Genomic DNA, 26,757 nt, shown 5'->3' with positions numbered 1-26,757 from the left:
CTTATGCGACTTAATCAGTGCAGGTTGGCTTGGGCACCAACGCCCTTTTCATCCAGAAGATATCCCCGCGCAAACCGGTCCATGCGGAACTCGGTCGTGGTTTCATGCGGTGCATCCTTTGCCAGCAAATGGGCAAAGCAATAACCAGATGCCGGCGTTGCCTTGAACCCGCCATAACACCAACCGCCATTGAAATAGAGATTGCCGATATGGGTCCGATCCATGATCGGCGATCCATCCATGCTCATATCCATGATCCCGCCCCAGCTTCGCAAAATGCGCACCCGCGAAAGGGCCGGGATCATTGCCATGCCCGCCTCGGCAACATGTTCAACACAGGCAAGGTTTCCGCGCTGGGCATATGAATTATATCCTTCGATATCCCCGCCAAACACCAAGCCCCCCTTGTCAGATTGCGACACATAAAAATGCCCGGCCCCGAATGTCACGACGGTATCAATGAATGGTTTCAACCCTTCGGACACAAAGGCCTGAAGCGCGTGGCTTTCAATCGGAAGACGCATACCGACCATTTGCGCCACATGGCTTGAATTCCCGGCAACGGCCATGCCGATCTTATTGCATTTGATCGCACCGCGCGTGGTTTGAACGCCTGTGACCTGATCACCCTCACGGTCAATCGCGGTGACTTCGCAATTTTGGATGATATCCACCCCGTTCTGATCCGCCACACGGGCAAATCCCCATGCCACCGCGTCATGGCGCACGGTGCCGCCGCGCTTTTGCATAAGGCCCCCCATAATCGGGAACCGGGCATTTTCATAATCAAGGAACGGCAGTTTTTCGCGCAACTGATCGCGGCCCAAAAGATCGGCATCGACCCCGTGCAGGCGCATGGCATTGCCACGGCGGGTATAGGCATCGCGCTGCGCATCGGAATGAAACAGATTGATCACGCCACGCTGGGACACCATGGCGTTAAAATTGAAATCCTGCTCCAGCCCTTCCCACAGCTTCATGGAAAATTCGTAGAACGGGTTATTCCCCTGCAACAAATAGTTCGACCGAATGATCGTCGTGTTGCGCCCGATATTCCCCGAACCCAGATATCCCTTTTCCAGTACCGCCACATTGCGCACGCCAAACACCTTTGACAGGTAATAGGCTGTTGCCAATCCATGCCCGCCGCCGCCAATAATGATCACGTCATAATGCGGTTTCGGGTCCGGATTGCGCCATGCCGGCTTCCAGTTCTTGTTCTTGGAAAAGGCATTGCCAAGCAATGACAGGGCTGAATAACGCATCTTGGTTCTTTCGCTGTTGCCCGGTTTGGAAATCCTGAAATACCAGTCGATCTTGACACAGCCTTAAAATACAGCTTGTCTAAAAAGGACATCTAATAACAAATTTGCGACATTCGTTCTGACCGCCGCACAGCAACAAGGCAGCATCCCATGACGTCAAACGCCCGCAACGCCCAAACCGGGACGTCGCCGCTGCCTGCCCCGCAGACCATCGGGTTTGTCTTGCTGCCCGACTTTGCGCTGATGTCTTATGCCTCGGCAATTGAACCGCTGCGGGCGGCCAACCTTCTGGCCGGGCAGCCGATCTATAAAATCCTGAATTATTCGGCATCGGGCGGGACTGTGCATTCCTCATCGGGAACGATGGTGCCGACCACCCCGATTGCGATGGCGCCAACCAATTTGCATACCCTGTTTGTCTGTGCCGGTGGAAACCCCGCACAGTGGCAGGCACAGGAAATGTTTCCTGCCTTGCGCAAACTCGCGCGTTGGGGTGTTCGTCTGGGCGGGATATCAAGCGGTGCCTATATTCTTGCCGCTGCCGGGTTGCTGGCCCAACGGCAATTCACCATCCACTGGGAACATGCCCCGGCCCTGATCGAAGCCTTTCCCGATCTGGAACCCAAACGCGCCCGGTTTGTCATGGATGGTGACCGCATCACCTGTGGCGGCGGGGTTGCGCCGCTTGATATGATGCATGCCATGATCGCCGACCATCTGGGACTGGATTTCGCCACCCGTGTATCGGACTGGTATCTTCATACCCATGTCGGCGTTTCAAGCGGATCACAACGCGCATCGCTTGCCGAACGCTATAACGTCCATCATGCCGGGTTGCTTCGGGTGTTGGAAAAGATGGAAACCACCATCGAAGACCCGAAATCCCGCGACGAGATGGCCCGCTTCGCCCGACTTTCAAGCCGCCAGCTTGATCGCCTGTTTGTTGCCCATCTTGGCAAATCCTTTCTTGAGACATACCGGCAGGTCCGCCTCGACCATGCCAAAAAGCTTCTGACCCAAAGTGCGCTCAGCATTTCAGAAATCGCTTTTGCCACCGGCTTTTCCAACAGCAGCCATTTTTCGCGCAGCTTCAAGGAAACCTATGGTGTCACTCCCGGCAAAGCCCGTCGTACCTGACCCCACCCTTTTGGCGAACATCCTGTCCAACCGAAGGATGCATTTCCCGAACCCTGATTTCGACAGAATCGGCACGACTCAGCGAGTCTGATTATTAGATGCGCAGTGATTTTTGACGTCTAATTTTTACGCACATCAAATCTCACGCACATTTCATCAAACATAACATATTGAATTTATTATATTTATTGCGACGCACAATAAAAAACACTTTTCAACTTGTTCACTACAAGGAATTGATTTTTAATAAAAGGAATGTCCATCGGGGGGCATTTTGTGATGGAGAGACTAAAATGGAACAATCCGTACCAGAGTTGATGGCGAGGCTTGATAGTCTTGAGACATCACTCAGCATGGCAACGACCATTAATTCCGAAGTTTTCTATTGGTGGTGTACAGCGCTGATGCTTGCCATCCATGCAGGCTTCCTTGCTTACGAAATGGGTGCATCGCGCGCGAAAAACGCTCTTGCATCCGGCATGAAAAACCTGATCGCGTTCGCATTCCTGATCCCGACCTTCTACTATGTCGGTTGGTGGATCTACCTTGCGTTCCCGACAGGTTTCAGCATTTCCGAAGGGTCCGAGGCAGGTCTGCCCTGGAGCCAATATATGGGGCCGAACCTGACCGATAACGCGTCGGGCATTTTCTATGCGGCCTTCACGCTGTTCGCAGCAACCACCGCCTCGATCATGTCGGGTTCGGTGATCGAACGTATCCGTATTTCCGGTTTCACGATCCTTGCGATCTTCCTTGGCTCGGTTGTCTGGATTCTTGGCGCATCCTGGGGCTGGCACCCGGATGGCTGGCTCACCACCGAGTGGGGCCTGCACGACGTTGGTGCTGCTGGTGCCGTTCACACCATCGCCGGTTTCTTCACCCTTGGTGTTCTGATCAACCTCGGCCCGCGTATCGGTCGCTTTAACGCCGATGGTACGGTTAACAACATCAACGGCCATAACATGCCGATGTCGCTGATTGGCCTGATGCTCATTGTCATGGGCTTCTTCGGCTTCCTTGGCGGTTGCATTATCTATACCGGCGACACATGGATGACCATTTACAACACCCCGGCAACCCTGTCGGCATTCGCATTCAACACCCTGATGGGCGTTGCTGGCGGCATGATCGGTGCGTATCTGGTGACCCGTGATCCGTTCTGGATGATGTCTGGTGCCCTGATCGGTGTGATCTCGTCTGCTCCGGCACTTGATCTTTACTATCCGGGCCTTGCATTCCTGATCAGCTTCGGCGGCGGTTGCGTCATGCCGAAACTTAACGACATCCTCGTCGAGAAATTCAAGATCGATGATGCTGTTGGCGCGGTTTCCGTTCACGGCTTTGGCGGTGTCTGGGGCCTTGTCATGGCGGGCATCTTTGCGTCGGGTTACCCGAACGTTGCCGGTCCTGAAATCTCGTTTGTTGGTCAGCTTTCAAGTGCTGTTGTCTTCATGGTTCTCGGCTTTGCTCCGGGTTACGTCCTGTCCTACATCCTCAAGGTTGTTGGACTGCTGCGTGTCACCGAGAAAGCAGAGATTGCCGGTCTGGACATCGCCGAAGTTCCGACAAGCGCCTATCCGGAAAGCACTGTTCCGGCTGCGTTTGCCAACGATCCTACTTCGCCGACCCCGGCTGAGTAATCTTGTTCTGAACTTTTAGACAAGGAAACTGAAAAATGAATACAGCTCCGCTTACAAGCTGGGAAGGTGCAGAGGCCTATTTCACCTTTGCTGACAAACCGGCCCTTCTTGTTCTGTTCACGCTGATTGGTGTTGGCGTCTGTGTCTGGACCATTGCTTCGATGGCCATGCATGAGAACAAAGCATACAAAGACATGTAATCTGATGGATTGTCCGGGTGTGTTGCCAACCTGCCCTGAACCCAACCGGCAACACACCCTTCAACCACAATCAGAAAGGCCAGCATCATACTGGCCTTTCTGTCTTTCTTCTGAAAATCGCGATTAAGGATCGGGACGAAAAGAGTGTAAAATGCCGCAACGCCTGCAAAACTGATCGGCCTTCTCCTGCACACTGCACACCGCACGCCGCACGCATTTGGACCCTAACATCCACCATCCCCGCTGCCTTAGGGCCCATAGTCATACACCGCATGAGGCCACGATGATCAACCCCGCCCAAGCATCTGCGCCCTACCCCCATTCTGTGCGTGCCGCACGCCCCAGTCGCATCCTCAATGCCGGGCGTACCGACATGGCCCGCAACACCGAACGCTATGAAATTCCCGGTCGGGGTGCCGCCCTGATCCCGATACGCGAAGGCGATCAGTTGGTTCTGACCAATGCCGAAGGCATGCAATCGGTCGAACTGATTGCCCTTGATCCGGATGGCAAATCCTGTCCGTCGATCTTTCACCGTCTGCCGCACGGGGCCCCACGCGGCTTGATGGAACTTCTGAGCACCGCCTTTGATGAAAGCCTGACCCGCTTTGCCCGCACGTTAAAACGCCGCGATGTGCAACTTGAAACCTGCATGGCATTCCGGCTGTTTGGCAATAGCAGCCCGGCCGGCGACACAATCGAGCTAACCGCAAATCTTGATGGCTTTGTCATTATCGCCACCCCGGCACCCTTGATGCAGATTGATGCCCATAACACGGCAAGCCCGGTGACCGCCCTGATCACGCGTGCGCGCCATCGCGACCCTTACAGCTTTGCCCTGCCCGATCCTTTGTCTGATCCCAAACTTGATCTTCGGATCAATGCCGCCACCGCGCAGGCTTATGAAATCAAGGCCGGTGACTATATCCAGATTCTTGATGTTGATGGTCGGCAATGTACTGATTTTCAATGCTTTGATGCCCGCAAACTTGATCGCGGCATTCAGAACCCGCTAGATGTCACCACCACCCGGACCCTGATGGGCCATGCCTATCCGATGCCCGGCCTGCATGCGAAATACTATGATCAGGACATGGACCCGCTGGTCGAAGTTATTCAGGATACCTGCGGGCGCCATGATGCCTTTGCCATGGCCTGTGCGGCAAAATATTACGACGATATCGGCTATCCGGGGCATGTGAACTGTACCGATAATTTTAATGCCGCCCTTGCCAAACATGGCGTTGATCCGCGTCCCGGCTGGATGGCGATCAATTTCTTTTTCAATACCGGCATTGATGATCAGGGCGTGATGTATGCCGATCAGCCATGGTCGCGTCCCGGCGATTACGTTTTGCTCCGCGCCATGACCGATCTGGTGTGTGTATCCTCCGCCTGCCCGGATGACACTACTGCCGCCAATGGCTGGAAACCCACCGACATCCATATTCGAAGCTATGACGCGACGGAAAAATTCACCCATGCCGTTGCCTGGCGCCCGACAGCAGAGGCCGAAGCAAAAATGACCAAAGAAACTGCCTTCCATCCCCGTTTTGGCGAACTGACCCGCAATTTTGTTGAATATAAAGGCTTCTGGCTGGCCCACGAATATACAGGCTTTGGCATGATCGAAGAATATTATGCCTGCCGGGAAAAGGCCGTGGTGATTGACCTGTCCGCCCTGCGTAAATTCGAAGTCACCGGGCCTGATAGCGAAACCCTTTTGCAATATTGCCTGACGCGCAATGTCAAAAAGCTTGGCATTGGTCAGGTCGTCTATACCGCCATGTGCTACCCCCATGGCGGCATGATGGATGATGGCACCTTGCTACGCCTTGGGCAGGATAATTTCCGCTGGATTTGCGGCGATGATTACAGCGGTGTGTGGCTGCGCGAACAGGCTGAAAAACTCGGCCTGCATGTCCTGATCCGGTCTTCAACCGATCAGATGCACAACATCGCCGTCCAGGGCCCCAAAAGCCGCGATATCCTGCGCGATGTCATCTGGACACCCCCGCATCAGCCAAAACTTGATGAAGTCGGCTGGTTCAAATTCACCATCGGACGCATCGGTGATGCCAAGGGCGCACCGGTTGTCGTTTCGCGCACCGGCTATACGGGCGAACTTGGTTATGAAGTCTGGTGCCATCCCAAAGATGCGATCACGGTCTTTGATGCCATCTGGGAAGCTGGCATTCCCCATGAACTGACTCCGATGGGGCTTGGTGCGCTTGATATGGTGCGGATCGAAGCCGGGCTGATTTTTGCCAATTACGAATTTTCCGATCAGACCGACCCGTTCGAAGCCGGGATCGGCTTTACCGTCCCGCTTAAATCCAAGGAAGATGATTTCATCGGCCGCGACGCCCTGATCCGGCGCAAGGAACATCCATCGCACAAACTGGTCGGCATTGAACTTGATGGCAATGTCGCCGCCAGCCACGGCGATTGCATCCATATTGGCCGCGCCCAGATCGGCGAGATCACCAGTGCGATGCGATCGCCCATCTTGGGCAAAAACATCGCACTCGCACGTGTTGATATTGCCCATGCCGATATCGGCACAGATATCGAGATTGGCAAACTTGATGGTCAGATGATGCGCCTGCCCGCCAAAATCACCGCCTTCCCGCATTACGATCCGGAAAAGACCAAACCGCGGTCCTGATCGCCGCTTTCGATCCGGAAAAATATCCTCAAACCGCAATCCTCATACAAAAAGAATCCCGCGCAAAATGCGCGGGATTAACTGGGTGGTCGTTTTGCTGCGGAAAGGCTGTGTGATTATTCACTAATTTTGAATAATAAGCCTTATTCTGCAGCGCTGGTGTTTAATCCGGTCTGCAAATAAGCTTCCAGACTGTCATCAAGTTCTTCAAGCCATGGCGTATGATGGGCGGGTGACATATTGCCGGTCATAAGCGACCGATAGGACTTGTTGCGATAGCCCATAATGTCATGCGCCTTGTCATGTTCCCATTCCTCGAACGTCTTGTTCACCCCTTCGATGTCAAACATCGGATAGTCCGTCATTTCAATAAGATGGGCGGTATAATCGCCCTGGAACCAGATCATGTCGTGATCGTCTTTCAGCGCTTCTTCACGGTCCCGCCATGCCTGACTATCAGCCTTCATTTCATCTTTGTCCGGGATCGCAATCCGCCCCATCACCACATCGCGCGCATACCATGCCTGGGCATCAAACATGTTGAAGGTATAAAACTGGTCCTGCATGCCAAGATATAAAAGCTTGGGATTTTCATCCCAGACAACCCCCTTATAAAGTCCAAGCGGCCACAAACGGTTAGCGGTTTTCAAACGCAGATCATCGGTCAAAAACGGGAAGTGGTGCTGATAGCCGGTACAGAGAATAATCGCGTCAACATCGCGGGTTGAGCCATCCTTGAAATAGGCCGTATTGCCCTCGACCTTTTCCAGAAGCGGCACTTCTGACCAGTTATCGGGCCAGTCAAAGCCAATCGGATTGGTCCGGTGGCTGACCGTGACCGATTTGCAGCCATATTTATAGCATTGCGATCCGATATCCTCGGCCGAATAGGATGTGCCGATGATCAGGATATCCTTGTCCTTGAATTCCAGCGCATCGCGGAAATCATGGGCATGGAGGATACGCCCGCCAAAGGTATCAAAACCGGGGAATTCCGGCACATTTGGCGTTGAGAAATGCCCATTGGCGACAATGACATAATCAAATTCTTCGGACGCGACGACATCGTTTTCAAGATCGTGCGATGTCACCGTGAAGGTCTTGCTGAAATCGTCAAATTCGACACTGCGCACCGGGGTTCTGAACCGCACCCATGATCGCACATCGGCCTTTTCAACCCGGCCCTTGATGTAATCCCAGACCACCGCACGCGGCGGATAGGATGCGATGGGCTTGCCGAAATGTTCTTCGAACGAGTAATCGGCAAATTCCAGACATTCCTTTGGCCCGTTTGACCACAGATAGCGATACATCGATCCATGGATCGGCTCGCCATATTCATCAAGCCCGGTGCGCCATGTGTAATTCCACAATCCCCCCCAGTCATCCTGCCGTTCAAAACAAACGATTTCGGGGATTTCCGCCCCCTTGGCAGCTGCGGATTGAAAGGCACGCATTTGTGCCATGCCCGACGGGCCTGCCCCAATGATAGCAACGCGAAGTGTCATAGCCTTATATCCCCTGATAAACCTTTTTTGGTCGTGTCCGCCGAGCGTTTTTTATGCAAGGCGGTTGATCAGTCGGGGAAAATCCCCGGCGACGTCGGCGCACCGTCGTCAAATTGCGCAAGCCACGCGACCAGTATCGGGTGGTAGCGCGACAAGCCTTTGTATTCGACAAGTTCCGGGCGCAAATCGCGCATCACACGATGCAGGCGGCGGCCCCATTTCGGCTGGGTGACGACTTCGTTCATCGCCATCAAATATGTCCGGATCGGAAACAGGATCGCGTTGGAGCGCGGCAGACGCCAAAAGGTCTGAAGTTCCACCCGCAGATGGATTTTCTCGCCGATATTTTCCGGCGTCACGGTCATTCGGTCCGGGCCCCATTTGGGATAGTTTTCCGGGCTGGTATCCAGACGCGGATTGACCGTCAGCGTCCAGTTCAAACGCCGTGACGGTTGGCCTTGTGGCAAGGATAACAGGTATTTCAAGGCCCGCTGAAACACACCCAGTTCATGAGCAAGTGGAACCGGCGCATGCCATTCGAAAAAGTTCATGCCGATGTCAAAATCAAGCGACCAGTCGGCCTGTGCGGTAATGATCCCGGCATCCAGCCACAAATTGCCATCGCGCTGATCCAAAATCGCATGATCACCCTGCACCTGACGGCCGATATATTCCATCGGATGGCACGGCAAAGTCGATGCATCGCCAAAGGTAAATGTATCGTCGATCTGAAGCGGCTTGTTGATCCAGCGCCAACGATCCCCATCCATGGTCAGTTCAAACAAATCGGGATAATCCCGCGCCTTGGATACCATCACCAGTTCGACGAAATCCCATCCGGCGGTTTCCATATGCGGCAAGGCCTGACACCGGCCCGGATCATCGGCCAGCACAAGGGCGCGATCCTTCATTTCCGCGACATAATGTTCATCAACATCAAAGGCATGTTCAAACGGGCTTCCGACCCGTGTTGCATGATGCGGTTCCACATTGGTCGAATACATGTATGTGTCTTCGGGAAACGGGAACGGAAAACGCGGGATATTTCCCGGACTGTTGGCATAGGTGAAATCGTTGCGGAAGGTTTCGTTTCTAAACTGAATGGTCATGTTTCCATCCTCCCTTACAGATCAAGTTCAAGCCGCTTGCCGCTAAACCGCGACACGCAGGGCATGATGAATTTCCTGGACGCACGCTGATCACCTTCAAGCCAGTGATCATTGTGGGCAATGTCCCCGTCACAGGCGATAATCCGGGTCTCACACTGCCCGCAGGCGCCGGAACGACACAGGCAGTTCACCGGCGTCCCGGAAGCCTCGATCGCTTCAAGCAGGCTTTGCTCCGGCCCGACATCAATATCGATCCCGGCCTTGGCCAGATGAACCGAAAATGCCTTGCCCATCGGCGGGGAAAGGAAATGTTCGAAATGAATGTGCGCTGCGGGCCAGCCAAGACTGGTTGCGGCCTGAACCACCGCTTCGATCATGCCTTTGGGCCCACAGACATAGACATGCGTGCCAAGCGGCTGATCCGATAACAGCGCTTTTAGATCCAGCTTGTCGCCAACATCGTCGCAGCAACAATTCACGACATCGCCAAACTGGTCATTGAGACTGTCCATATAGGCCGCTTGCGATGCGGAACGGGCCGTATAATGCAATTCAAACGCCATCCCCAATTCACGCGCCTGCGTCATCTGGGCGATAAACGGTGTGATGCCAATGCCGCCTGCGATCATCAAATGCTTCTTGGCCCGCAGATCGAGGGCAAACAGGTTCACCGGGCTTGAGATTTTCATCTCCATCCCCGTTTTGACCTTTTCATGCATGAATTTCGACCCACCGCGCCCGTCATCATCACGACGGACGGAAATGGCGTATTGCCCGCGGTCAAACGGTGAACTCATCAGCGAATAGGCATTTTTGCGCTTGGTCGGACCGTCGAGCATTTCAACCATGATATGCGCCCCGCCGGAAAAGGCCGGCAGGATATCGCCATTGATATGCTTGAATTCAAACCGCTTGATGATTGAATTGACGTCAACAACCTTGCTGACAACCACCGGGATCAAATGATCGGACGCACTCATTTGAACACCTCCCTGATCTCGACCGTTTCCGAGCGGTCTTCGGCATTGATGCACACCCCCTGAAAGGCGGCCAGTCGGCGGGAATAGTGATCGCGCACCAACAATAGCAAATCACAAGACGGGCATTTGGCCGGCTGGGTGGTGACGTTTTCGATCATGGTTTTGCAATGAACGCATTGAACCCGGCGGGCAAGACTGCCGCGATGTTCACAGTGAACAGCACTATGGTCCAAACCGCATTCTTCGCCCTTGGCAACCGCCTTGCCAATCAGGCCTTCTGTCCCGGCAAGGTAAAGCTGACTGCCCATCTTGGCATCGGACAGCCATTCACCCAGTTTGGTCATGGCGTCATCAATGGTCGGGAAATGTTCGAACTGCTTGGCACCAAGGGCATAAAGGGCGGTGATCAGGCCATTTTCACCCGGTGTTGGCACGTAAAGGATATGGACCTTGTCCATAAATCCCTTGGGTGCGGCCTCGGCGACCCGAATGACACATTCGGCACCGGATGCATCGGCGACAAAATAATGTGCCAGCCCCGGCGCAATCGCCAAGGTGCCATAGGTTGGCCGGGATAGAATACTTTCTTCGATAAGACTCTCAGACATGGTAGCGGGGTCCCATTCTGTTAGAAACCACATGGATCAGGCAGGTGATCCGGGGGCGTCTAACAGCCCCCGGCGTGGCCTGTTATCCTTTGGCTGTTCTTTTTGATTTGCTTGGATCATCGAACGGCATCGTGTGGGCAATGGCACCTAGCGGGCCGTTTTCACCAGCGACGTCAAGCCGCACGCCGTGCTCCGCACATTCGACCGCCATCCGGCCAATCGCCATGGTTTGATCTTTGAGCGGGGAATACATCGCACAGGTCACAACACCAACCTTGGTGCCGTCCTTCGATATTTCCGCGCCTTCGGCCGGGACTTCTTTGCCGTCAAACAAAAGGCCAAAGATTTTAAAGCGTTCCTTGCCCTTGAGACGGTAATGTTCTTCGGCCCCGCGGAAACCGGTTTTGCCGGGGCTGACCGTGAAATCAAGGCCAAGCTCCCAAAGCGTATCGCCCGGACCTTCATTTTCAAACGGATACATCTGCGAGTTATCATAGGGATAAAACAGCAGGTAACTTTCGACACGCAGCATATCAAGGGTGGTAAAGCGCGACGGAATGATGCCCATATCGGCACCTTCGGCAACGATCCGGTCCCAGATCATCCCTGCATCCTGCCCGCGACAGAAAATCTCGTACCCCCGTTCGCCGGTATAGCCGGTCCGTGAAATCATCACCGGTGCGTCAAACAGACGTGTCTGCATATGATGGAAATACGGCAAGTCGCGAATGCCCGGCACATATTCGGCGAGATAATCGACCGCAATCGGCCCCTGCAGGGAAAGATCATGCAGGTCATCATCAAAGCGGATCGATACATCGCGGCCAACGGCGGCCTTGGTCAGTTCTTCATGACCCGTACCTGAACCATGGACAACCATCCATGAATTCGGCCCCATGCGATAGATGACGCAATCGTCGGTAAACTTGCCCTGATCATTGAGCATGCAGGCATAAACAGACTTGCCCGGATAGATTTTTTCGACATTACGGGTCGTGGCATAATCAATGACATGGGACGCGTGCGGACCTGTGATGTGGACCTTTTTCAGGCCCGATACATCCATGATCCCGGCCTTGGTCCGGATCGCGATATATTCTTCGTCCCAGTCCTTATCATACGTCCAGGCCGTGCCCATTCCGCTCCAGTCTTCAAGATTGGACCCAAGGGCGCGGTGTCGGTCGGCAAGGGCGGAAAATCTCCAGCTTGCAGTCATTGTTATGGCCTCCTGATTATAGTCGCCGCGGCGCACAATCAGCACGCAAACACTGGCTTTTTATGGTGCGTATTCTGGCCGTATCTCATTCGCTAACGCAACAATTATTTTCATTTAGTTCAATATTTATTCCTCATGGGCTATTTTAGCACGGCATTGCAACATTCAAATCGCGTCCTCATATCCCGATCAGGCCGACAATTATTTTCCCATCAGTTGATAAACCTTTCCTGACAGTTTAGATGTGACAGGAAGGGCGGCGTATGAACCAGCGTCCAACACAAAAATCAGACCGTAAAAAACGGCCCGAGTGGAAACCCAGGAAACGAACAGCGAAAGCACCGGGCAATGCCCCGGTGACGAAGGAAGCCGCCGACATGGCAAGCGAAAAGACCAAGAAACCGCACCCGACCGACATGACACGCGCGCAAGGAGTACACATGGATCCCATGAACAAACCGGTTGCCCTCACCCAGGACCCGCATGCCCTTCGTGAACCGAAGGAAAACAATCTGGAAATCGCGATCGGACATGAAGTCCGTGCCCTGCGTAAAAAACTTGGCATCACGATTGCCGACCTCGCATCTGCCACCGGCATCTCGATGGGGATGCTGTCAAAAATTGAAAATGGCGTGACCTCGCCATCCCTGACATCGCTTCAGGCCCTGGCAAGTGCGCTTGGCGTGCCCCTGACCGATTTCTTCCGACGTTATGAAGAACCGCGCAATGCGGTGTTTGTGAAATCGGGTGAAGGCATTGCGATTGAGCGTCGCGGAACCCGCGCGGGTCATGAATATAACCTGCTGGGTCATATCGATAACAACACAAGCGGTGTTGTGGTCGAACCCTACCTGCTGACGCTGACCGAGGAGTCGAGCAGCTTCCCCGCCTTCCAGCATGAAGGCATGGAACTCATCTATATGCTTGAGGGTGAAGTGCGCTATCGCCACGGTGATCAGCTTTTTTACATGCAAGCGGGCGACAGCCTGTTTTTTGATGCTGATGCGCGTCATGGCCCAGAAGAACTTCTTTCATTCCCAATACGTTACCTATCGATCATCTGTTACCCGGCCCGGGGGTAAACTTTCTTGATGGTGAAAATTATAATTCACCCTCATGAAATTTTTATTCTTAACAGTTGATTCCGTAAATTTGAGCAGCTAGTCTCCATTCGACAAACAGAATGGAGACTGTCCTGCCATGTGCGGCATTGTTGGTTTATTCTTAAAAGACAAAAGTCTGGAACCGCAGCTCGGCACCTTGCTGTCCGAAATGCTGGTGACCATGACCGATCGCGGCCCCGATAGCGCGGGCATCGCCATTTATGGTGCAGATCAGAACAATCTGGCCAAACTCACAATTCAGTCCCCGGATCCGGAAACCGATTTCGCCGGATTGACCGAAGAATTGCGCAACAGCGGCATTGCGAACGTATCCATCCTTCCCAAAAGCACCCATGCGGTGATCACGATTTCGGCTGATCAAATGGATGCCACCCGTGCCGCCCTTGGCGAACTTCGCCCGAACGTGCGGGTTATGGGCACGGGCAGTGTGATGGAAATCTATAAGGAAGTCGGCCTGCCGAAAGATGTGCTGGAACGGTTCAAGATTTCCGATATGTCGGGCACCCACGGGATTGGCCATACCCGCATGGCAACCGAAAGTGCGGTGACCACCCTTGGCGCGCATCCGTTTTCGACCGGATCGGATCAGTGTCTTGTGCATAACGGATCGCTTTCCAATCACAACAATCTGCGCCGCGAACTTTCCCATCAGGGCATTCACCTTGAAACGGAAAACGATTCCGAAGTTGCGGCGGCCTATCTGACCGGTGAAATGGCCAAGGGCAAAAACCTTGGGCAGGCATTGACCAGCGCGCTCGATGATCTCGACGGGTTCTTTACCTTTGTCGTTGGAACCAAGTCGGGTTTTGGCGTTGTCCGTGATCCGATTGCCTGCAAGCCCGCTGTGATGGCCGAAACCGATGCCTATGTCGCGTTCGGGTCGGAATACCGGGCCTTGGTCAACCTGCCGGGCATCGAAGACGCCCGTGTTTGGGAACCGGAACCGGCCACGGTTTATTTCTGGGAACATTGATTAAGAACCCCGTCGGATGCAGCGATGACGCGCAGCCGACTGATCGCAAAATTTCACATGCGGTCATATGAGGAAGGAACACACATGCCAGTGTTTGATCTTGCAACCACGACCTTGCGCGATTTGAACCAATCGCTGCATGCGCTTGATAAAAGTGGTGCAAACGAGCAATTCGAAATCACCAATCCGCGCGGCAGCCACGCTGTTGCTGTCGGGATTGACGCCGCAGTTGATGTCCATATCAAGGGCAGTGTTGGCTATTACTGTGCCGGTATGAATGAAACAGCAACCATCACGGTGCATGGCAATGCCGGGCCGGGGGTTGCTGAAAACATGATGTCGGGCAAAGTCGTCATCAAAGGCGATGCCAGCCAATATGCCGGTGCCACCGCCCATGGCGGATTGCTGGTGATTGAAGGAAATGCATCATCACGGTGCGGCATTTCGATGAAGGGCATCGACATCGTGGTCAAAGGCAATATCGGCCATATGTCTGCCTTCATGGCGCAATCAGGCAATCTGGTTGTTTTGGGCGATGCCGGGGATGCGCTGGGCGATTCCCTTTATGAAGCCCGCCTGTTTGTCCGTGGCACTGTTAAATCGCTTGGTGCGGATTGCATCAAAAAGGACATGCGTCCCGAACATATCGAAATTCTGAGCAAGCTTCTTGATGACGCCGGGATCACGGATGTGAAGCCCGAAGAGTTCACGCGATATGGCTCGGCCAGGACGCTTTATAATTTCAACATCGACAATGCCGACGCTTATTGACGCGCAGAGCTGAAACAGCGTTTTCAGCCCAGAAACAGGATCAGACCATGAGCCACAAAAATCCCGTTACCACGCCGCGCAAATCGGCAACGTTTGATGATTATACGCTTTCGGAAATCCGTCGCGCCGCAGCCACCGGCATCTATGACATTCGCGGCAGTGGTGCGAAACGTAAAGTCCCGCATTTTGATGATCTGTTGTTCCTTGGCGCATCGATGTCGCGTTACCCGCTTGAAGGATACCGCGAGAAATGCGAAACCTCGGTCACGCTGGGCACGCGCTTTGCCAAAAAACCGATTGAACTTAAAATCCCGATCACCATTGCCGGGATGAGTTTCGGCTCCCTTTCGGGCCCCGCCAAAGAAGCCCTTGGCCGTGGTGCGACCATTGCCGGCACATCGACCACCACGGGCGATGGCGGCATGACCGAAGAAGAACGCGGTCATTCCCAAACCCTTGTCTATCAATACCTTCCTTCACGGTACGGCATGAACCCGCGCGACCTTAAACGTGCGGATGCGATTGAAATCGTCATTGGTCAGGGGGCAAAGCCGGGCGGTGGCGGGATGCTGCTGGGTCAGAAAATTTCCGACCGGGTCGCCCATATGCGCAATCTGCCAAAAGGCATTGATCAGCGGTCTGCCTGCCGTCACCCGGACTGGACCGGCCCGGACGATCTGGAAATCAAGATTCAGGAATTGCGCGAGATCACCGATTGGGAAAAGCCGATCTTCATCAAGGTCGGCGGTGCGCGCCCGTACTATGACGTTGCGCTTGCGGTCAAGGCCGGTGCCGATGTCATTGTTCTTGACGGGATGCAGGGCGGCACGGCCGCGACACAGGAAGTGTTTATCGAGCATGTTGGTCAGCCAACCCTTGCGTGCATCCGCCCGGCGGTAAAAGCATTGCAAGATATGGGCATGCACCGCAAAGTACAGTTGATCGTATCTGGTGGCATTCGCAACGGTGCCGACGTTGCAAAGGCATTGGCACTTGGTGCGGATGCGGTTTCCATCGGAACGGCGGCATTGGTGGCCATTGGCGACAATGATCCGAAATGGGAAGAAGATTATAACGCACTTGGCACCACGGCGGGTGCTTATGATGATTGGCATGAAGGCCGTGATCCCGCAGGCATCACGACCCAGGATGCCGACCTGATGAAACGGGTTGACCCGATTGCCGCAGGGCGGCGTTTGGCCAACTATCTGAAGGTTATGACCCTTGAAGCGCAAACAATTGCGCGCGCCTGCGGCAAAAATCATGTGCACAACCTCGAACCTGAGGACCTATGTGCACTTAATATCGAAGCGGCGGCCATGGCCGGTGTACCGCTTGCCGGGACCAGCTGGATTCCCGGTCAGGGAGGATTCTAGAACATTAACGCACCACCGGACCCGGTGTGCCTTTTGGCGCGCCGGGATAACGGTTGGCACTGCATAAAATTCGTCAGGGGACTTCAATGACCAAGGATCTAACAGCCTTCGCCCGGGAACGCGGCATAAAGTATTTCATGATCAGTTTTACCGACCTGTTTGGTGGACAGCGTGCCAAACTCGTCCCCACCCAGGCGATCGCTGACATGCAGGAAGACGGGGCCGGCTTTGCCGGTTTTGCCACATGGCTTGACCTGAGCCCCGCCCACCCGGACATGTTCGCCGTTCCTGACCCGGATTCGGTCATTCAATTGCCGTGGAAACCCGATGTTGCATGGGTTGCTGCCGATTGCGTGATGGAAGGCAAACCGGTTGAACAGGCACCGCGCAATGTCCTGAAAGCCCAGATTGCCAAGGCCAGCAAGCTTGGCCTTAATGTTAAAACCGGGGTTGAAGCAGAGTTTTTTCTGATCACACCGGATGGCGCGGAGATTTCCGATCCCGCCGATACCGCCGAAAAGCCGTGCTATGACCAGCAAGCCGTCATGCGCCGCTATGATGTGATTGCCGAGATTTGCGATTACATGCTTGAACTTGGCTGGGGCGCTTATCAAAACGATCACGAAGACGCCAATGGCCAGTTTGAAATGAACTGGGAATTCGACGATGCGCTTAAAACCGCAGACAAGCATTCCTTCTTTAAGTTCATGGTCAAATCGATTGCCGAAAAGCACGGCCTGCGGGCGACCTTCATGCCCAAGCCGTTTGCCGGTCTGACGGGCAATGGCTGCCATTGCCATGTGTCGGTCTGGGATGAGGCAGGCAAAAATGCCTTTGCCGATGATGATATGCCCTTTGGACTATCCGCACAGGGCAAGACATTCCTTGGTGGCATCATGAAACATGCATCCGCCATGGCCGCAATTACCAACCCGACGGTGAATTCCTATAAGCGTATCAACGCACCGCGCACCATGTCCGGTGCGACCTGGGCACCAAACAGTGTGACCTGGACCGGCAATAACCGAACCCACATGGTTCGGGTTCCCGGACCGGGACGGTTCGAATTACGTTTGCCAGACGGGGCCGTTAACCCTTATCTTCTTCAAGCTGTGATTATGGCTGCGGGACTTGACGGTATGGCGAATGCCGCCGATCCGGGACCGCACTATGACATTGATATGTACGAAGAGGGCCATCTTGTAAAAGATGCACCGCTTCTGCCGCTTAATCTTTTGGATGCGCTACGGGAAATGGGACGTAATACTGCCCTTCAAGCCGAGCTCGGCATGGAATTTTCCAAAGCGTTCCTGAAGCTTAAGCAAAAGGAATGGAATTCATATGTTTCGCATTTCTCAGCTTGGGAGCGCGAAAACACGCTTGATATTTGATGTTTATGCCCGGCCCCAACAACATTCCCCGATGGACGGGGCCGGGTGACTTTTAATAACTGCTAGTTTGAAAGCTGGAAGAGATGAAAAGTTACGTTCTGACAGTCACCTGCGCCTCTCAGCGCGGGATCGTTGCAGCCATATCCTCCTATCTGGCCGAACAGGGTTGCAACATCACCGACAGCTCCCAGTTTGACGATATGGAAACCGGCCTGTTCTTTACGCGGGTCGCCTTTGTAAGCGAACAAGGTGTTGATCAGGAAACACTGACACGTGGCTTTGATGGTCGGGCAACCGAATTTGGCATGTCCTATCAGTTCCACGACAGCGCCCAGAAGATGAAAGTTCTTCTGATGGTATCGCGGTTCGGTCATTGCCTGAACGATCTGCTGTATCGCTGGAAAATTGGCGCTTTGCCGATTGATATCGTCGGGGTGGTTTCAAACCATTTCGATTACCAGAAAGTCGTAGTCAATCACGACATCCCGTTCCACCATATTCCGGTGACCAAGGACAACAAGCCCGAAGCTGAGAAAAAGCTTCTTGATCTTGTCTCGGACAGCGATGTCGAACTGATTGTTCTTGCGCGTTATATGCAGGTTCTTTCAGACGGTCTTTGCAAGAAAATGAGCGGTAAGATCATTAATATCCACCATTCGTTCCTGCCAAGCTTCAAGGGGGCCAATCCTTATCGTCAGGCGTATGAACGTGGGGTCAAACTGATCGGTGCAACTGCGCATTATGTTACCGCAGACCTTGATGAAGGTCCGATCATTGAACAGGATCTTGCCCGCGTTACCCACAGCCAGAATTCAGCCGACTATGTGTCCATCGGACGCGATGTTGAAAGTCAGGTTCTGGCACGTGCGGTTCACGCCCATATTCATCATCGATCCTTCATCAATGGCAATCGCACGATTGTCTTCCCGCCAAGCCCGGGAAGCTATGCGTCCGAACGCATGGGCTGATCGCCCCGTCTGATATGCGATGCAAAAAACGCCCCGACCAAAACTGGTTCGGGGCGTTTTCTATTCAGGGATGTCGGTGACTGTCAGCATCGCAAAACGGCTTAGCGCCACGCCTTGACCGCACGGCGATCTACAGCCCGCGGGACGATGCCGCGCGCAGCATTGCCAATCGCATCAAGAACATTGCTTGCCGCGATATCGCATTGGCGGGCTTCCATCCGCGCCATCCGCGCCTTGAAGAATTCAGCCCGTTCTGCAAGTTGTCTTGGATCGGCCGCACGTTCTTCGCCATTGTGGAAGGCTTCGGGGTCGAGCCAATCCAGTGTCAGCGTTGTCAGGTTAAGCCGCAAAACATCACCATCGCGCAGATACCCGATCCCGCCACCGGCGAAGGCTTCGGGGACCATATGGCCAATGCAGGCCCCCTTGGTCACACCGGAATACCGCCCGTCAGTGATCAACATCGATGAAGCTTCGAGAATGCGGTGATGGCGCAAATTCTGCGACGGGGAAAACATTTCGGGCATGCCATAGGCTTCCGGTCCCTGCCCGCCAATGACAAAGGCAAAGGACAGATGACCCTGTTCAAGCATTTCCTTTGGCGCATCCATATCAACCCGGTTGCCCCCATTACGGCGCACGACCGCTGCGATCAGGTCTTCGTCAACGCCGTCGGTTTCAATCAGGCGCGTGACCAGATCGGGCGATGCAAAGTCGGCATTACACAGATGTTCGTTTTCGTAATAGCGGACAATGAAAACATGGTCGTCAAAATGCGATAGCAAATGATCGCTCATGCCTGATGTTTTGACCGCACAATTTTCAAAGAAACTGCCCGTAATCACATCGACACCCGATCGCTGCCGTACCGGGGTTGCCCGGATAACCGATGCATCGCCCAAAGACAGATCAACCGGGTTTTCAAGCGTTGCAATCCGCTCTGCCCAGGTTTTGCCAAGGATGGTGGGCGCATCAAGATCCATCGCAACACCCAAATCGGCCAGAACGCGATAGATGCTTTCCATGCCACGGTTTTTGCCTTCGGCCATTTGCTGGGCCAGAACAAACGTATCGCGGTTTTCTGTCAGGCTATGGGCAAATATTTCCGGAACCGGCGTTTTGGTGCGCACATCCTGATAATCATCGATCGACACATCAAACCCGGCATAGCGCATCATAAATGGCAGATGCAAAAGCATGTTGCTGCTTGATCCCGTCGCATTATGAATGCGCACGAAATTGGCAAAGTTGGCCTTCAGCAAATTGCCAATCGCGTATTCCGGTTTGTTAAACACACCGAACAACGCATCAATCCCCGCAGCCACGGCTGCAAAAGGCGGTACATCGGTCAGCAATTCCAATTCCGGCGGGGTTAAGCCAAAGGCGGCTAACATGGTGCGCGATGAATTGCCTGTTCCGTTAAAGGCACAAATGCCGCCTTTGGAATCACAGGTTGCTGCGGCCAGTTCATCAAGAACGCGGCGCTCCAGCTTGCCATCAATCAGGCTTAGCAACCGTGCGCGTTCCAACAACCCGGCAAAGGCTTCGTCCGACGTGCATTGCAGGATATAGCGCATGTTTTCGCGGATATCGCCGCCAAGATCACTATGCCCCGCACGATCGGCATCGGCTGCGATATTTTCAAGTAGTCTGCGCGTGCCATCAGGAATTTCCCCGCCCTTTAGAACATGCGATGGCGCAAACACCGCCCAGACCGGCGCCTGATCCCCGCGATAAGCCCGCGCATGATCAGCAGATGCCAACCCGGCCACCACGGCGGCCGGGGATTTATCACATCCGGCAATCACATAGGCCGCATGATAGCTGTGCCCTTCAAAGGTGATATTGACCGCAGCCGCCGTATGATTGCGCGATGCCAGCGAATAGCTTTGCCCGATATTGTTCTGTGCTGTGCCATCGCAAATTACCGGCACATGGAACAGGAACGGCACCCCGCCCATTTCCCAAATGCGAAGGGCCGCCATCAAGGCCTGTGGCCGATCCAGAAGATGCGCCGGATGGTCCGGTGCACCGGCAATGATCGCAATACGCGGCCGGTTTTCGACCAGACGCCCGACCACATCCTTGATTTCGGGCACATCAAAATGCCGGTCACGCGCCACAACAGGATTTTCATTCACCGCATCACGCAACAGCCTGATCACGGTGATTGGCTGATTGGCCAATCCTTGAATGCAATCGCGATAGGGGTTGGCCTTCTCATCAATGATGATCGGGGATGCTGGCAAATTGGTCGGCGACATGGCGTTATGTTCTCAATTCATGGCGAGTGGCGCGGGTAGCGGCAACGGGAAACAGCAACGGGAACAGGATTAAGCACGAAGATGCCGGTCAGACAATACCACCATCAACAATGAAGTTCTGCGACGAGCAAGCAGAAGATACATCAGATGCCAAAAACAGCACCATTTGTGCGACATCATCCCCCACCAGGCGACGCTTGACGCATTGCTGTTCCTGAATGCGCTCTTCGTCTGCGGGCGTGATCCAGAGATCAAGCTGTCGCTGGGTCATGATGCAGCCTGGCGTGACCGCATTAACCCGAATGCCATCGTGGCTCCAGTCGCGGGCAAGTGCCCGGGTCAGGCCAATGATACCGGCCTTGGCGGTTTCATAGGTCACCAGATCGGGCAAACCCATCATATAACTTACCGAACTGAAATTAATAATGCTGCCAGTCCCTTTTTCCTTCATGCCCGGCGCAACCGCCTTGGCACAAAAGAAATGGTGGCTCAAATTCACATCCAGCCCGTCACGCCATTGCTCAGGCCCGATATCTTCCGGCGCGTGGCGGTCATCGCGTGCGGCATTATTGACCAGAACATCAATCACCCCGATGGCAGCAGACACTTCACGCACCGCACCGGGAATCGCGGCCTGATCGCGCAAATCCAATGATTTATAGACCGGGGCAACACCGTGTTCGCCGCGGATTTCATCGATAAGCGATTGCGCCGCGTCATCATCAATATCAAAGAACCCGACATGGGCACCCTGCGCACAGAATGCACGCACGATAGACGCACCAATCCCCGACGCACCGCCGGTAACAAGCACGGATTTCCCGTCAATGTCGTGATAACTCGCTGTCATAACGTTCCCTGCCATTTCTTTGCTTTATTTTAGACGACCAAATTAAATGATGCACTGCACCATGAATAAAACACCCTAAATCAACTGTAGATGCCGATATATGGGTCATTTGATCGTCAAAAGCACTGTTTTTAATTTATTCACTAAAAAAAATTTGACAGGACGGCTTCTTCACGTCAACATTTTTTCGACAATAAAAATAAATGTCGCCGCAAGACACACTCATTCAGGGAAGAAACCGATGAAAAAACTCCTCTCAACGGCCATGTTGGCCGGTACCGTTCTGCTGTCTGCAAATGCTTTTGCAGCCGATCTCACCGTTGGCGTAAGCTGGTCGAACTTCCAGGAAGAACGCTGGAAAACAGACGAAGCCGCCATTAAGGCAGCCCTTGAAGCAGCAGGCGCTGAATATATCAGTGCCGATGCGCAAAGCTCGCCGTCCAAGCAGCTTGCAGATATTGAAAGCCTGATCGCACGCGGTGCAAATGCACTGATCGTTCTGGCGCAAGACTCGTCTTCGATCGGCCCGGCTGTCGAGCTGGCCCTTAACGAAGGCATTCCGGTGGTTGGTTATGACCGCCTGATCGAAGACAAAAACGCCTATTACATCACCTTCAACAACAAAGAAGTTGGTCGTCTGCAGGCAGAAGCCGTTTTTGCCGCACAGCCAAAAGGCAATTATGTCTTTATCAAAGGCGCACCGACCGACCCGAACGCAAATCTTTTGCATGAAGGACAGCTTGAAATCCTTCAGTCTGCGATTGATTCAGGCGACATAAAAGTGGTTGGTGAAGCCTATACCGATAGCTGGCAGCCAGCTATTGCCCAGCGCAACATGGAACAGTTCCTGACCGCAGCAGATAACAAAGTTGATGCCGTTGTTGCCTCCAACGATGGTACAGCGGGTGGTGTGGTTGCCGCCCTTTCTGCGCAGGGTATGCAAGGCATTCCTGTTTCCGGTCAGGATGGCGACTTTGCCGCACTGAACCGTGTTGCGCAGGGCACCCAGACTGTTTCTGTCTGGAAAGACGCCCGCCTTTTGGGCAAACGTGCAGCTGAAATCGCAGTTGATCTGGCAGCAGGCACCAAACTTGGCGATGTCGAAGGCACTCAGGATTGGCAGAGCCCGAATGGTGTCACCATGAAGTCTTACTTCCTTGATCCGGTTGCCATCACCCAAGACAAACTTGGTCTGGTCATTGACGCCGGTTGGGTTGGCAAAGACGTCGTCTGCCAAGGCGTTTCGAGCGACAAGGTCGCAGCTTGTAACTAAGACAAACTGCACTTCCTCCGACCTTGCTTAACCCGGGGCCGACAGCCGTATCTATGCGCAGATCATAGGATGTCGGCCCCGCTGCTTTATGAGCTTTTTCATGTCACGACTACTTTCGAAAATGGAAGTCGACCGTCGACTGGTTGGCCTTGCCGTCGTTTTGCTGATCATCTGGGTCGGCTTTGATATCGCCTCTGGCGGACGTTTTATTACGCCACGAAACATCTTTAACCTGTCGGTTCAGACGGCGTCCGTTGCCGTTATGGCCTGCGGGATGGTTTTAATTATTGTTACCCGCCACATTGATCTTTCTGTGGGTGCGATCCTTGGCGTTCTTGCCATGGTCATGGGGGTTGTTCAAACCGACTTCCTGCCGCAATTCCTTGATTACAATCATCCGATGACGTGGATCCTGACCCTTTTGATCGGCATCGTTCTCGGTGCTGCGATTGGCGGCATTCAGGGTCTGGCGGTCGGGTATCTTGGTGTTCCAGCCTTTATCGTCACACTGGGTGGCCTTCTTGTCTGGCGCGGATCAGCTTGGTGGGTCACACAGGGGCGCACCGTTGCCCCGCTTGATCAGAATTTCATTTTGCTGGGTGGCGGGATCGAAGGCACCATTGGTGCAACATGGAGCTGGATCGTCGCATTGATCGCCATTCTGGCCATCATCTATGCCGCGATCATGGAACGCCGCCGTCGCTTGTCCTTTGAATTCCCGGTCAAACCGATCTGGGCAGAATATACCAACACCATTATCAAGGCCGGTCTGGTTCTGGTGGCGATCACGACACTGAATGCCTATCACTTGCCAACCCGTGCGGCTGAACGTCTTTTGGAAAACAAGGGCATCCCGGTCACACCGGAAAATCTTGAAATTTCCCATGGCATTCCGATCCCGCTTTTGATTGTTGCTTTGGTTGCGATTGTTCTGACCATTGTCGTTAAACGCACCCGGTTTGGTCGTTATATCTTTGCCATTGGCGGCAACCCGCAGGCGGCTGAACTTGCCGGTATCAATGTCAAACGCATGACTGTTGCCGTCTTTGCCCTGATGGGTGTTTTGTGCGCCATCAGTGCGGCGATTTCATCCGCCCGCCTGCAATCGGCTGGCAATGATCTGGGCACGCTTGACGAATTGCGTGTGATTGCCGCAGTTGTTATTGGTGGCACGTCATTGGCAGGCGGTGTCGGTACGATTTACGGTGCGCTGATCGGCGCCCTTGTGATGCAAAGCCTGCAAAGCGGCATGGCGCTTTTGGGTGTTGATACGTCGCTTCAAAGCATCGTTATCGGGTTGGTCCTTGTTCTGGCTGTCTTTAGCGACAAATATTTCCATCGTCGTTACAGCGACCCGACCGCGTAAGGAGACCGGACATGACAGATAGCAACATCAACAAAGATCCGCTGGTCGAAATGCGCGACATCCATATCAGCTTTGGCGGGGTCAAGGCGGTTGATGGCGTTTCCATCGACCTGTACCCCGGCGAAGTTGTCGGTGTGCTTGGCCATAATGGTGCGGGCAAATCGACCTTGATCAAAATCCTGTCGGGTGCGTATCAGGCCGATAGCGGTCAGATCATTGTCGATGGCAAAGAAGCCAAAATCGAAAATGCCCGTGATGCGCGCGACAATAATATCGAGACGATTTACCAAAACCTTGCCTTGGCTGATAATCTTGATGCTGCCCAGAACCTGTTTCTGGGCCGCGAATTTGTCGACAAATTCGGGTTTCTTGATGATGCCAAGATGGAACATAAGGCCCGTGAAGTTCTTCATCGTTTAAACCCGAATTTCAAGAAGTTCACATCGCCTGTTTCCGCCCTGTCGGGTGGGCAACGCCAATCGGTTGCCATTGCGCGCGCGCTTTTGTTCGAAGCCCGGGTTCTGATCATGGATGAACCCTGTGCCGCCTTGGGCGTACATGAAACCAAAATGGTTGGCGAACTGATTGATCAGCTTAAACGCGACGGGTTGGGTATTTTGTTGATCAGCCACGATCTTCATGATGTGTTTGATCTTTCTGATCGCCTGCATGTCATGAAAAACGGCAAATTGGTCGGCAGTGTCCGCACCGAAGATGTCACCCATGATGATGTACTTGGCATGATCATTCTGGGTAAGATGCCCGAACATCTTTTGCATCTGGCCGGACCGGGTGCGACCAATATTCCTGCATCATCTGATGCAGTTAGCGAGACAAGTGCCATTAACAGCGAAACAAGCGAGACCACCTTATGACCGACGGCTTTCCGGTGACCCAAACCGATATCCTGCCCGATGATGCCAACCGTGCCATTCTGGTCGGGCGCATCTGGGACCCACGCGTATCAGGCCCGACACCGGTTCTGGTTGATGGCGAAAATCTGCGCGATATCAGCAGCCTTGCCCCGACCATAAGCCAGCTTCTTGAACGTGACGATCTGGTGGCGCGCCTGTCGAATGCGGCAAGCTTTCCAACCGTTGCATCGTTTGGCGATATTCTTGCGCAATCGCGCCCGGGCACAGATACGAAAACCGCACATTTCCTTAGCCCCAATGACCTTCAGGCCATCAAGGCAAGCGGTGTCACCTTTGTCGCCAGCCTGCTGGAACGCGTGATCGAAGAACAAACCCGCGGGGATGCCAGCAAGGCCGATCAGATCCGGACTGAAATCACCGGCATCATTGGTGATGACCTGTCCCAGGTCAAACCGGGGTCGGAAAAGTCTGCCGAGATCAAGCGTATCTTGATCGAGAAAGGCGCATGGTCGCAATATCTTGAAGTCGGCATTGGCCCGGATGCGGAAATCTTTACCAAATCGCCGGTTATGTCGGCGGTTGGTCATGGGGCGCATGTTGGCCTGCACCCCATTTCAACATGGAACAACCCGGAACCTGAAGTGGTGCTTGCGGTAACCTCCAACGGCAAAATCGTTGGCGCCAGCCTTGGCAATGACGTCAACCTGCGCGATGTCGAAGGCCGATCCGCCCTTCTGTTGGGCAAGGCCAAAGACAATAACGGCTCTTGCGCAATCGGGCCGTTCATTCGCCTGTTTGATGATCATTTCACCCTTGAAACCATCAAGGGTGCCGATATCGCCATGGCGGTTGATGGACAGAATGATGGCTATCACCTTGATGCTGTGAGCTCCATGAGCCAGATCAGCCGCACACCGGAAAGCCTTGTCGGTCAGGCCATTGGCAAACATCACCAATATCCCGATGGCTTCATGCTGTTTTTGGGCACGATGTTTGCGCCAACCGATGATCGCGGCGGTGCGGGTAAAGGCTTCACCCACCAGATGGGCGATCTTGTCACCATCGCCACGCCAAGCCTTGGCAAACTGGTCAATCAGGTGGACCGATCCGATGCCATCAATCCATGGCAGTTTGGCATCACCGCCTTGATGACCAACCTTGCGGCGCGCGGGTTGCTGTAAAAACCTGCACGCTT

At 53.9% G+C, this 26,757-nt stretch carries 22 protein-coding genes; 14 read left to right on the top strand and 8 right to left on the bottom strand.

All coding sequences use genetic code 11. The features are described 5' to 3' along the window. Positions 1–14 precede the first annotated feature (14 nt). Positions 15–1,265, bottom strand: a complete 1,251-nt coding sequence (locus RIC05_RS02410; protein ID WP_350046321.1) for a sarcosine oxidase subunit beta family protein — start codon at positions 1,263–1,265, stop codon at positions 15–17. A 150-nt stretch (positions 1,266–1,415) separates the two neighbouring features. Between RIC05_RS02410 and RIC05_RS02405 the strand changes: the two genes are divergently transcribed. From RIC05_RS02405 to RIC05_RS02390, 4 genes are all read left to right on the top strand, one after another. Then, entirely contained in the window at positions 1,416–2,402 is a 987-nt protein-coding gene (locus RIC05_RS02405; protein ID WP_350046322.1) for a GlxA family transcriptional regulator, read from the top strand. Positions 2,403–2,695: 293 nt separating this feature from the next. After that, on the top strand, positions 2,696–4,042 hold the full coding sequence (locus RIC05_RS02400; RefSeq protein ID WP_350043082.1) for an ammonium transporter: 1,347 nt from the start codon (positions 2,696–2,698) through the stop codon (positions 4,040–4,042). Between the two features lie 35 nt (positions 4,043–4,077). Then, on the top strand, positions 4,078–4,242 hold the full coding sequence (locus tag RIC05_RS02395) for a hypothetical protein (protein ID WP_350043083.1): 165 nt from the start codon (positions 4,078–4,080) through the stop codon (positions 4,240–4,242). A 283-nt stretch (positions 4,243–4,525) separates the two neighbouring features. Beyond that, positions 4,526–6,910, top strand: coding sequence for a trimethylamine N-oxide demethylase (locus tag RIC05_RS02390; RefSeq protein WP_350046323.1), 2,385 nt, complete (start codon positions 4,526–4,528; stop codon positions 6,908–6,910). Positions 6,911–7,053: 143 nt separating this feature from the next. On the opposite strand, the gene RIC05_RS02385 is transcribed toward RIC05_RS02390, so the two are convergent. From RIC05_RS02385 to RIC05_RS02365, 5 genes are all read right to left on the bottom strand, one after another. Then, complete coding sequence (locus tag RIC05_RS02385) at positions 7,054–8,418, bottom strand: trimethylamine monooxygenase (protein ID WP_350046324.1); 1,365 nt, start codon at positions 8,416–8,418, stop codon at positions 7,054–7,056. A gap of 68 nt (positions 8,419–8,486) precedes the next feature. Next, on the bottom strand, positions 8,487–9,527 hold the full coding sequence (locus RIC05_RS02380; RefSeq protein ID WP_350046325.1) for a heme-dependent oxidative N-demethylase family protein: 1,041 nt from the start codon (positions 9,525–9,527) through the stop codon (positions 8,487–8,489). A 14-nt stretch (positions 9,528–9,541) separates the two neighbouring features. Further along, complete coding sequence (locus RIC05_RS02375) at positions 9,542–10,507, bottom strand: PDR/VanB family oxidoreductase (RefSeq protein ID WP_350046326.1); 966 nt, start codon at positions 10,505–10,507, stop codon at positions 9,542–9,544. Then, complete coding sequence (locus RIC05_RS02370) at positions 10,504–11,115, bottom strand: dimethylamine monooxygenase subunit DmmA family protein (RefSeq protein ID WP_350046327.1); 612 nt, start codon at positions 11,113–11,115, stop codon at positions 10,504–10,506. The genes RIC05_RS02375 and RIC05_RS02370 overlap by 4 nt, the downstream gene beginning before the upstream one ends. An 82-nt stretch (positions 11,116–11,197) precedes the next feature. Next, positions 11,198–12,331, bottom strand: a complete 1,134-nt coding sequence (locus tag RIC05_RS02365) for an aminomethyl transferase family protein (protein ID WP_350046328.1) — start codon at positions 12,329–12,331, stop codon at positions 11,198–11,200. Between the two features lie 356 nt (positions 12,332–12,687). Here RIC05_RS02365 and RIC05_RS02360 point away from each other — a divergent pair, with 356 nt between their 5' ends. From RIC05_RS02360 to purU, 6 genes are all read left to right on the top strand, one after another. Then, the gene (locus RIC05_RS02360; protein ID WP_350059736.1) at positions 12,688–13,413 is read left to right on the top strand and encodes a helix-turn-helix domain-containing protein; all 726 of its coding nucleotides are present in this window, start codon (positions 12,688–12,690) and stop codon (positions 13,411–13,413) included. Between the two features lie 118 nt (positions 13,414–13,531). Further along, entirely contained in the window at positions 13,532–14,428 is an 897-nt protein-coding gene (locus RIC05_RS02355; RefSeq protein WP_350043091.1) for a class II glutamine amidotransferase, read from the top strand. A gap of 84 nt (positions 14,429–14,512) precedes the next feature. After that, the gene (locus RIC05_RS02350; RefSeq protein ID WP_350046330.1) at positions 14,513–15,199 is read left to right on the top strand and encodes a GltB/FmdC/FwdC-like GXGXG domain-containing protein; all 687 of its coding nucleotides are present in this window, start codon (positions 14,513–14,515) and stop codon (positions 15,197–15,199) included. Between the two features lie 47 nt (positions 15,200–15,246). After that, entirely contained in the window at positions 15,247–16,575 is a 1,329-nt protein-coding gene (locus RIC05_RS02345) for an FMN-binding glutamate synthase family protein (protein ID WP_350046331.1), read from the top strand. 86 nt (positions 16,576–16,661) lie between these two features. Further along, on the top strand, positions 16,662–17,966 hold the full coding sequence (gene glnT, locus RIC05_RS02340) for a type III glutamate--ammonia ligase (protein WP_350046332.1): 1,305 nt from the start codon (positions 16,662–16,664) through the stop codon (positions 17,964–17,966). An 83-nt stretch (positions 17,967–18,049) separates the two neighbouring features. Next, positions 18,050–18,934: a formyltetrahydrofolate deformylase gene (gene purU / locus RIC05_RS02335; RefSeq protein ID WP_350043095.1), complete on the top strand. Its 885-nt coding sequence runs from the start codon at positions 18,050–18,052 to the stop codon at positions 18,932–18,934. 101 nt (positions 18,935–19,035) lie between these two features. Here the strand turns inward: purU and RIC05_RS02330 are convergent, their stop codons facing one another. Next, entirely contained in the window at positions 19,036–21,198 is a 2,163-nt protein-coding gene (locus RIC05_RS02330; RefSeq protein WP_350043096.1) for a dihydroxy-acid dehydratase domain-containing protein, read from the bottom strand. A gap of 88 nt (positions 21,199–21,286) precedes the next feature. Further along, positions 21,287–22,048 carry an SDR family NAD(P)-dependent oxidoreductase gene (locus RIC05_RS02325; protein ID WP_350046333.1) on the bottom strand — a complete coding sequence of 254 codons (762 nt, stop codon included), beginning with the start codon at positions 22,046–22,048 and terminating at the stop codon, positions 21,287–21,289. A gap of 241 nt (positions 22,049–22,289) precedes the next feature. Here RIC05_RS02325 and xylF point away from each other — a divergent pair, with 241 nt between their 5' ends. From xylF to RIC05_RS02305, 4 genes are all read left to right on the top strand, one after another. Then, entirely contained in the window at positions 22,290–23,321 is a 1,032-nt protein-coding gene (xylF, locus tag RIC05_RS02320) for a D-xylose ABC transporter substrate-binding protein (RefSeq protein ID WP_350046334.1), read from the top strand. A 100-nt stretch (positions 23,322–23,421) separates the two neighbouring features. Continuing rightward, positions 23,422–24,687 carry a sugar ABC transporter permease gene (locus RIC05_RS02315; RefSeq protein WP_350043099.1) on the top strand — a complete coding sequence of 422 codons (1,266 nt, stop codon included), beginning with the start codon at positions 23,422–23,424 and terminating at the stop codon, positions 24,685–24,687. A gap of 11 nt (positions 24,688–24,698) precedes the next feature. Next, a complete protein-coding gene (locus RIC05_RS02310) occupies positions 24,699–25,562 on the top strand; it encodes an ATP-binding cassette domain-containing protein (protein ID WP_350046335.1) in 864 nt (287 codons plus the stop codon). Continuing rightward, entirely contained in the window at positions 25,559–26,743 is a 1,185-nt protein-coding gene (locus tag RIC05_RS02305) for a fumarylacetoacetate hydrolase family protein (RefSeq protein ID WP_350046336.1), read from the top strand. Before RIC05_RS02310 ends, RIC05_RS02305 begins: the two co-directional genes overlap by 4 nt. The last annotated feature ends 14 nt before the right edge of the window (positions 26,744–26,757 follow it).

It is taken from the genome of Thalassospira sp. (genome assembly GCF_040218635.1).
Lineage (GTDB): Bacteria > Pseudomonadota > Alphaproteobacteria > Rhodospirillales > Thalassospiraceae > Thalassospira.
Note: the sequence above shows the minus strand (reverse complement) of the source record. Positions and strands in the feature narration are given on the sequence as shown.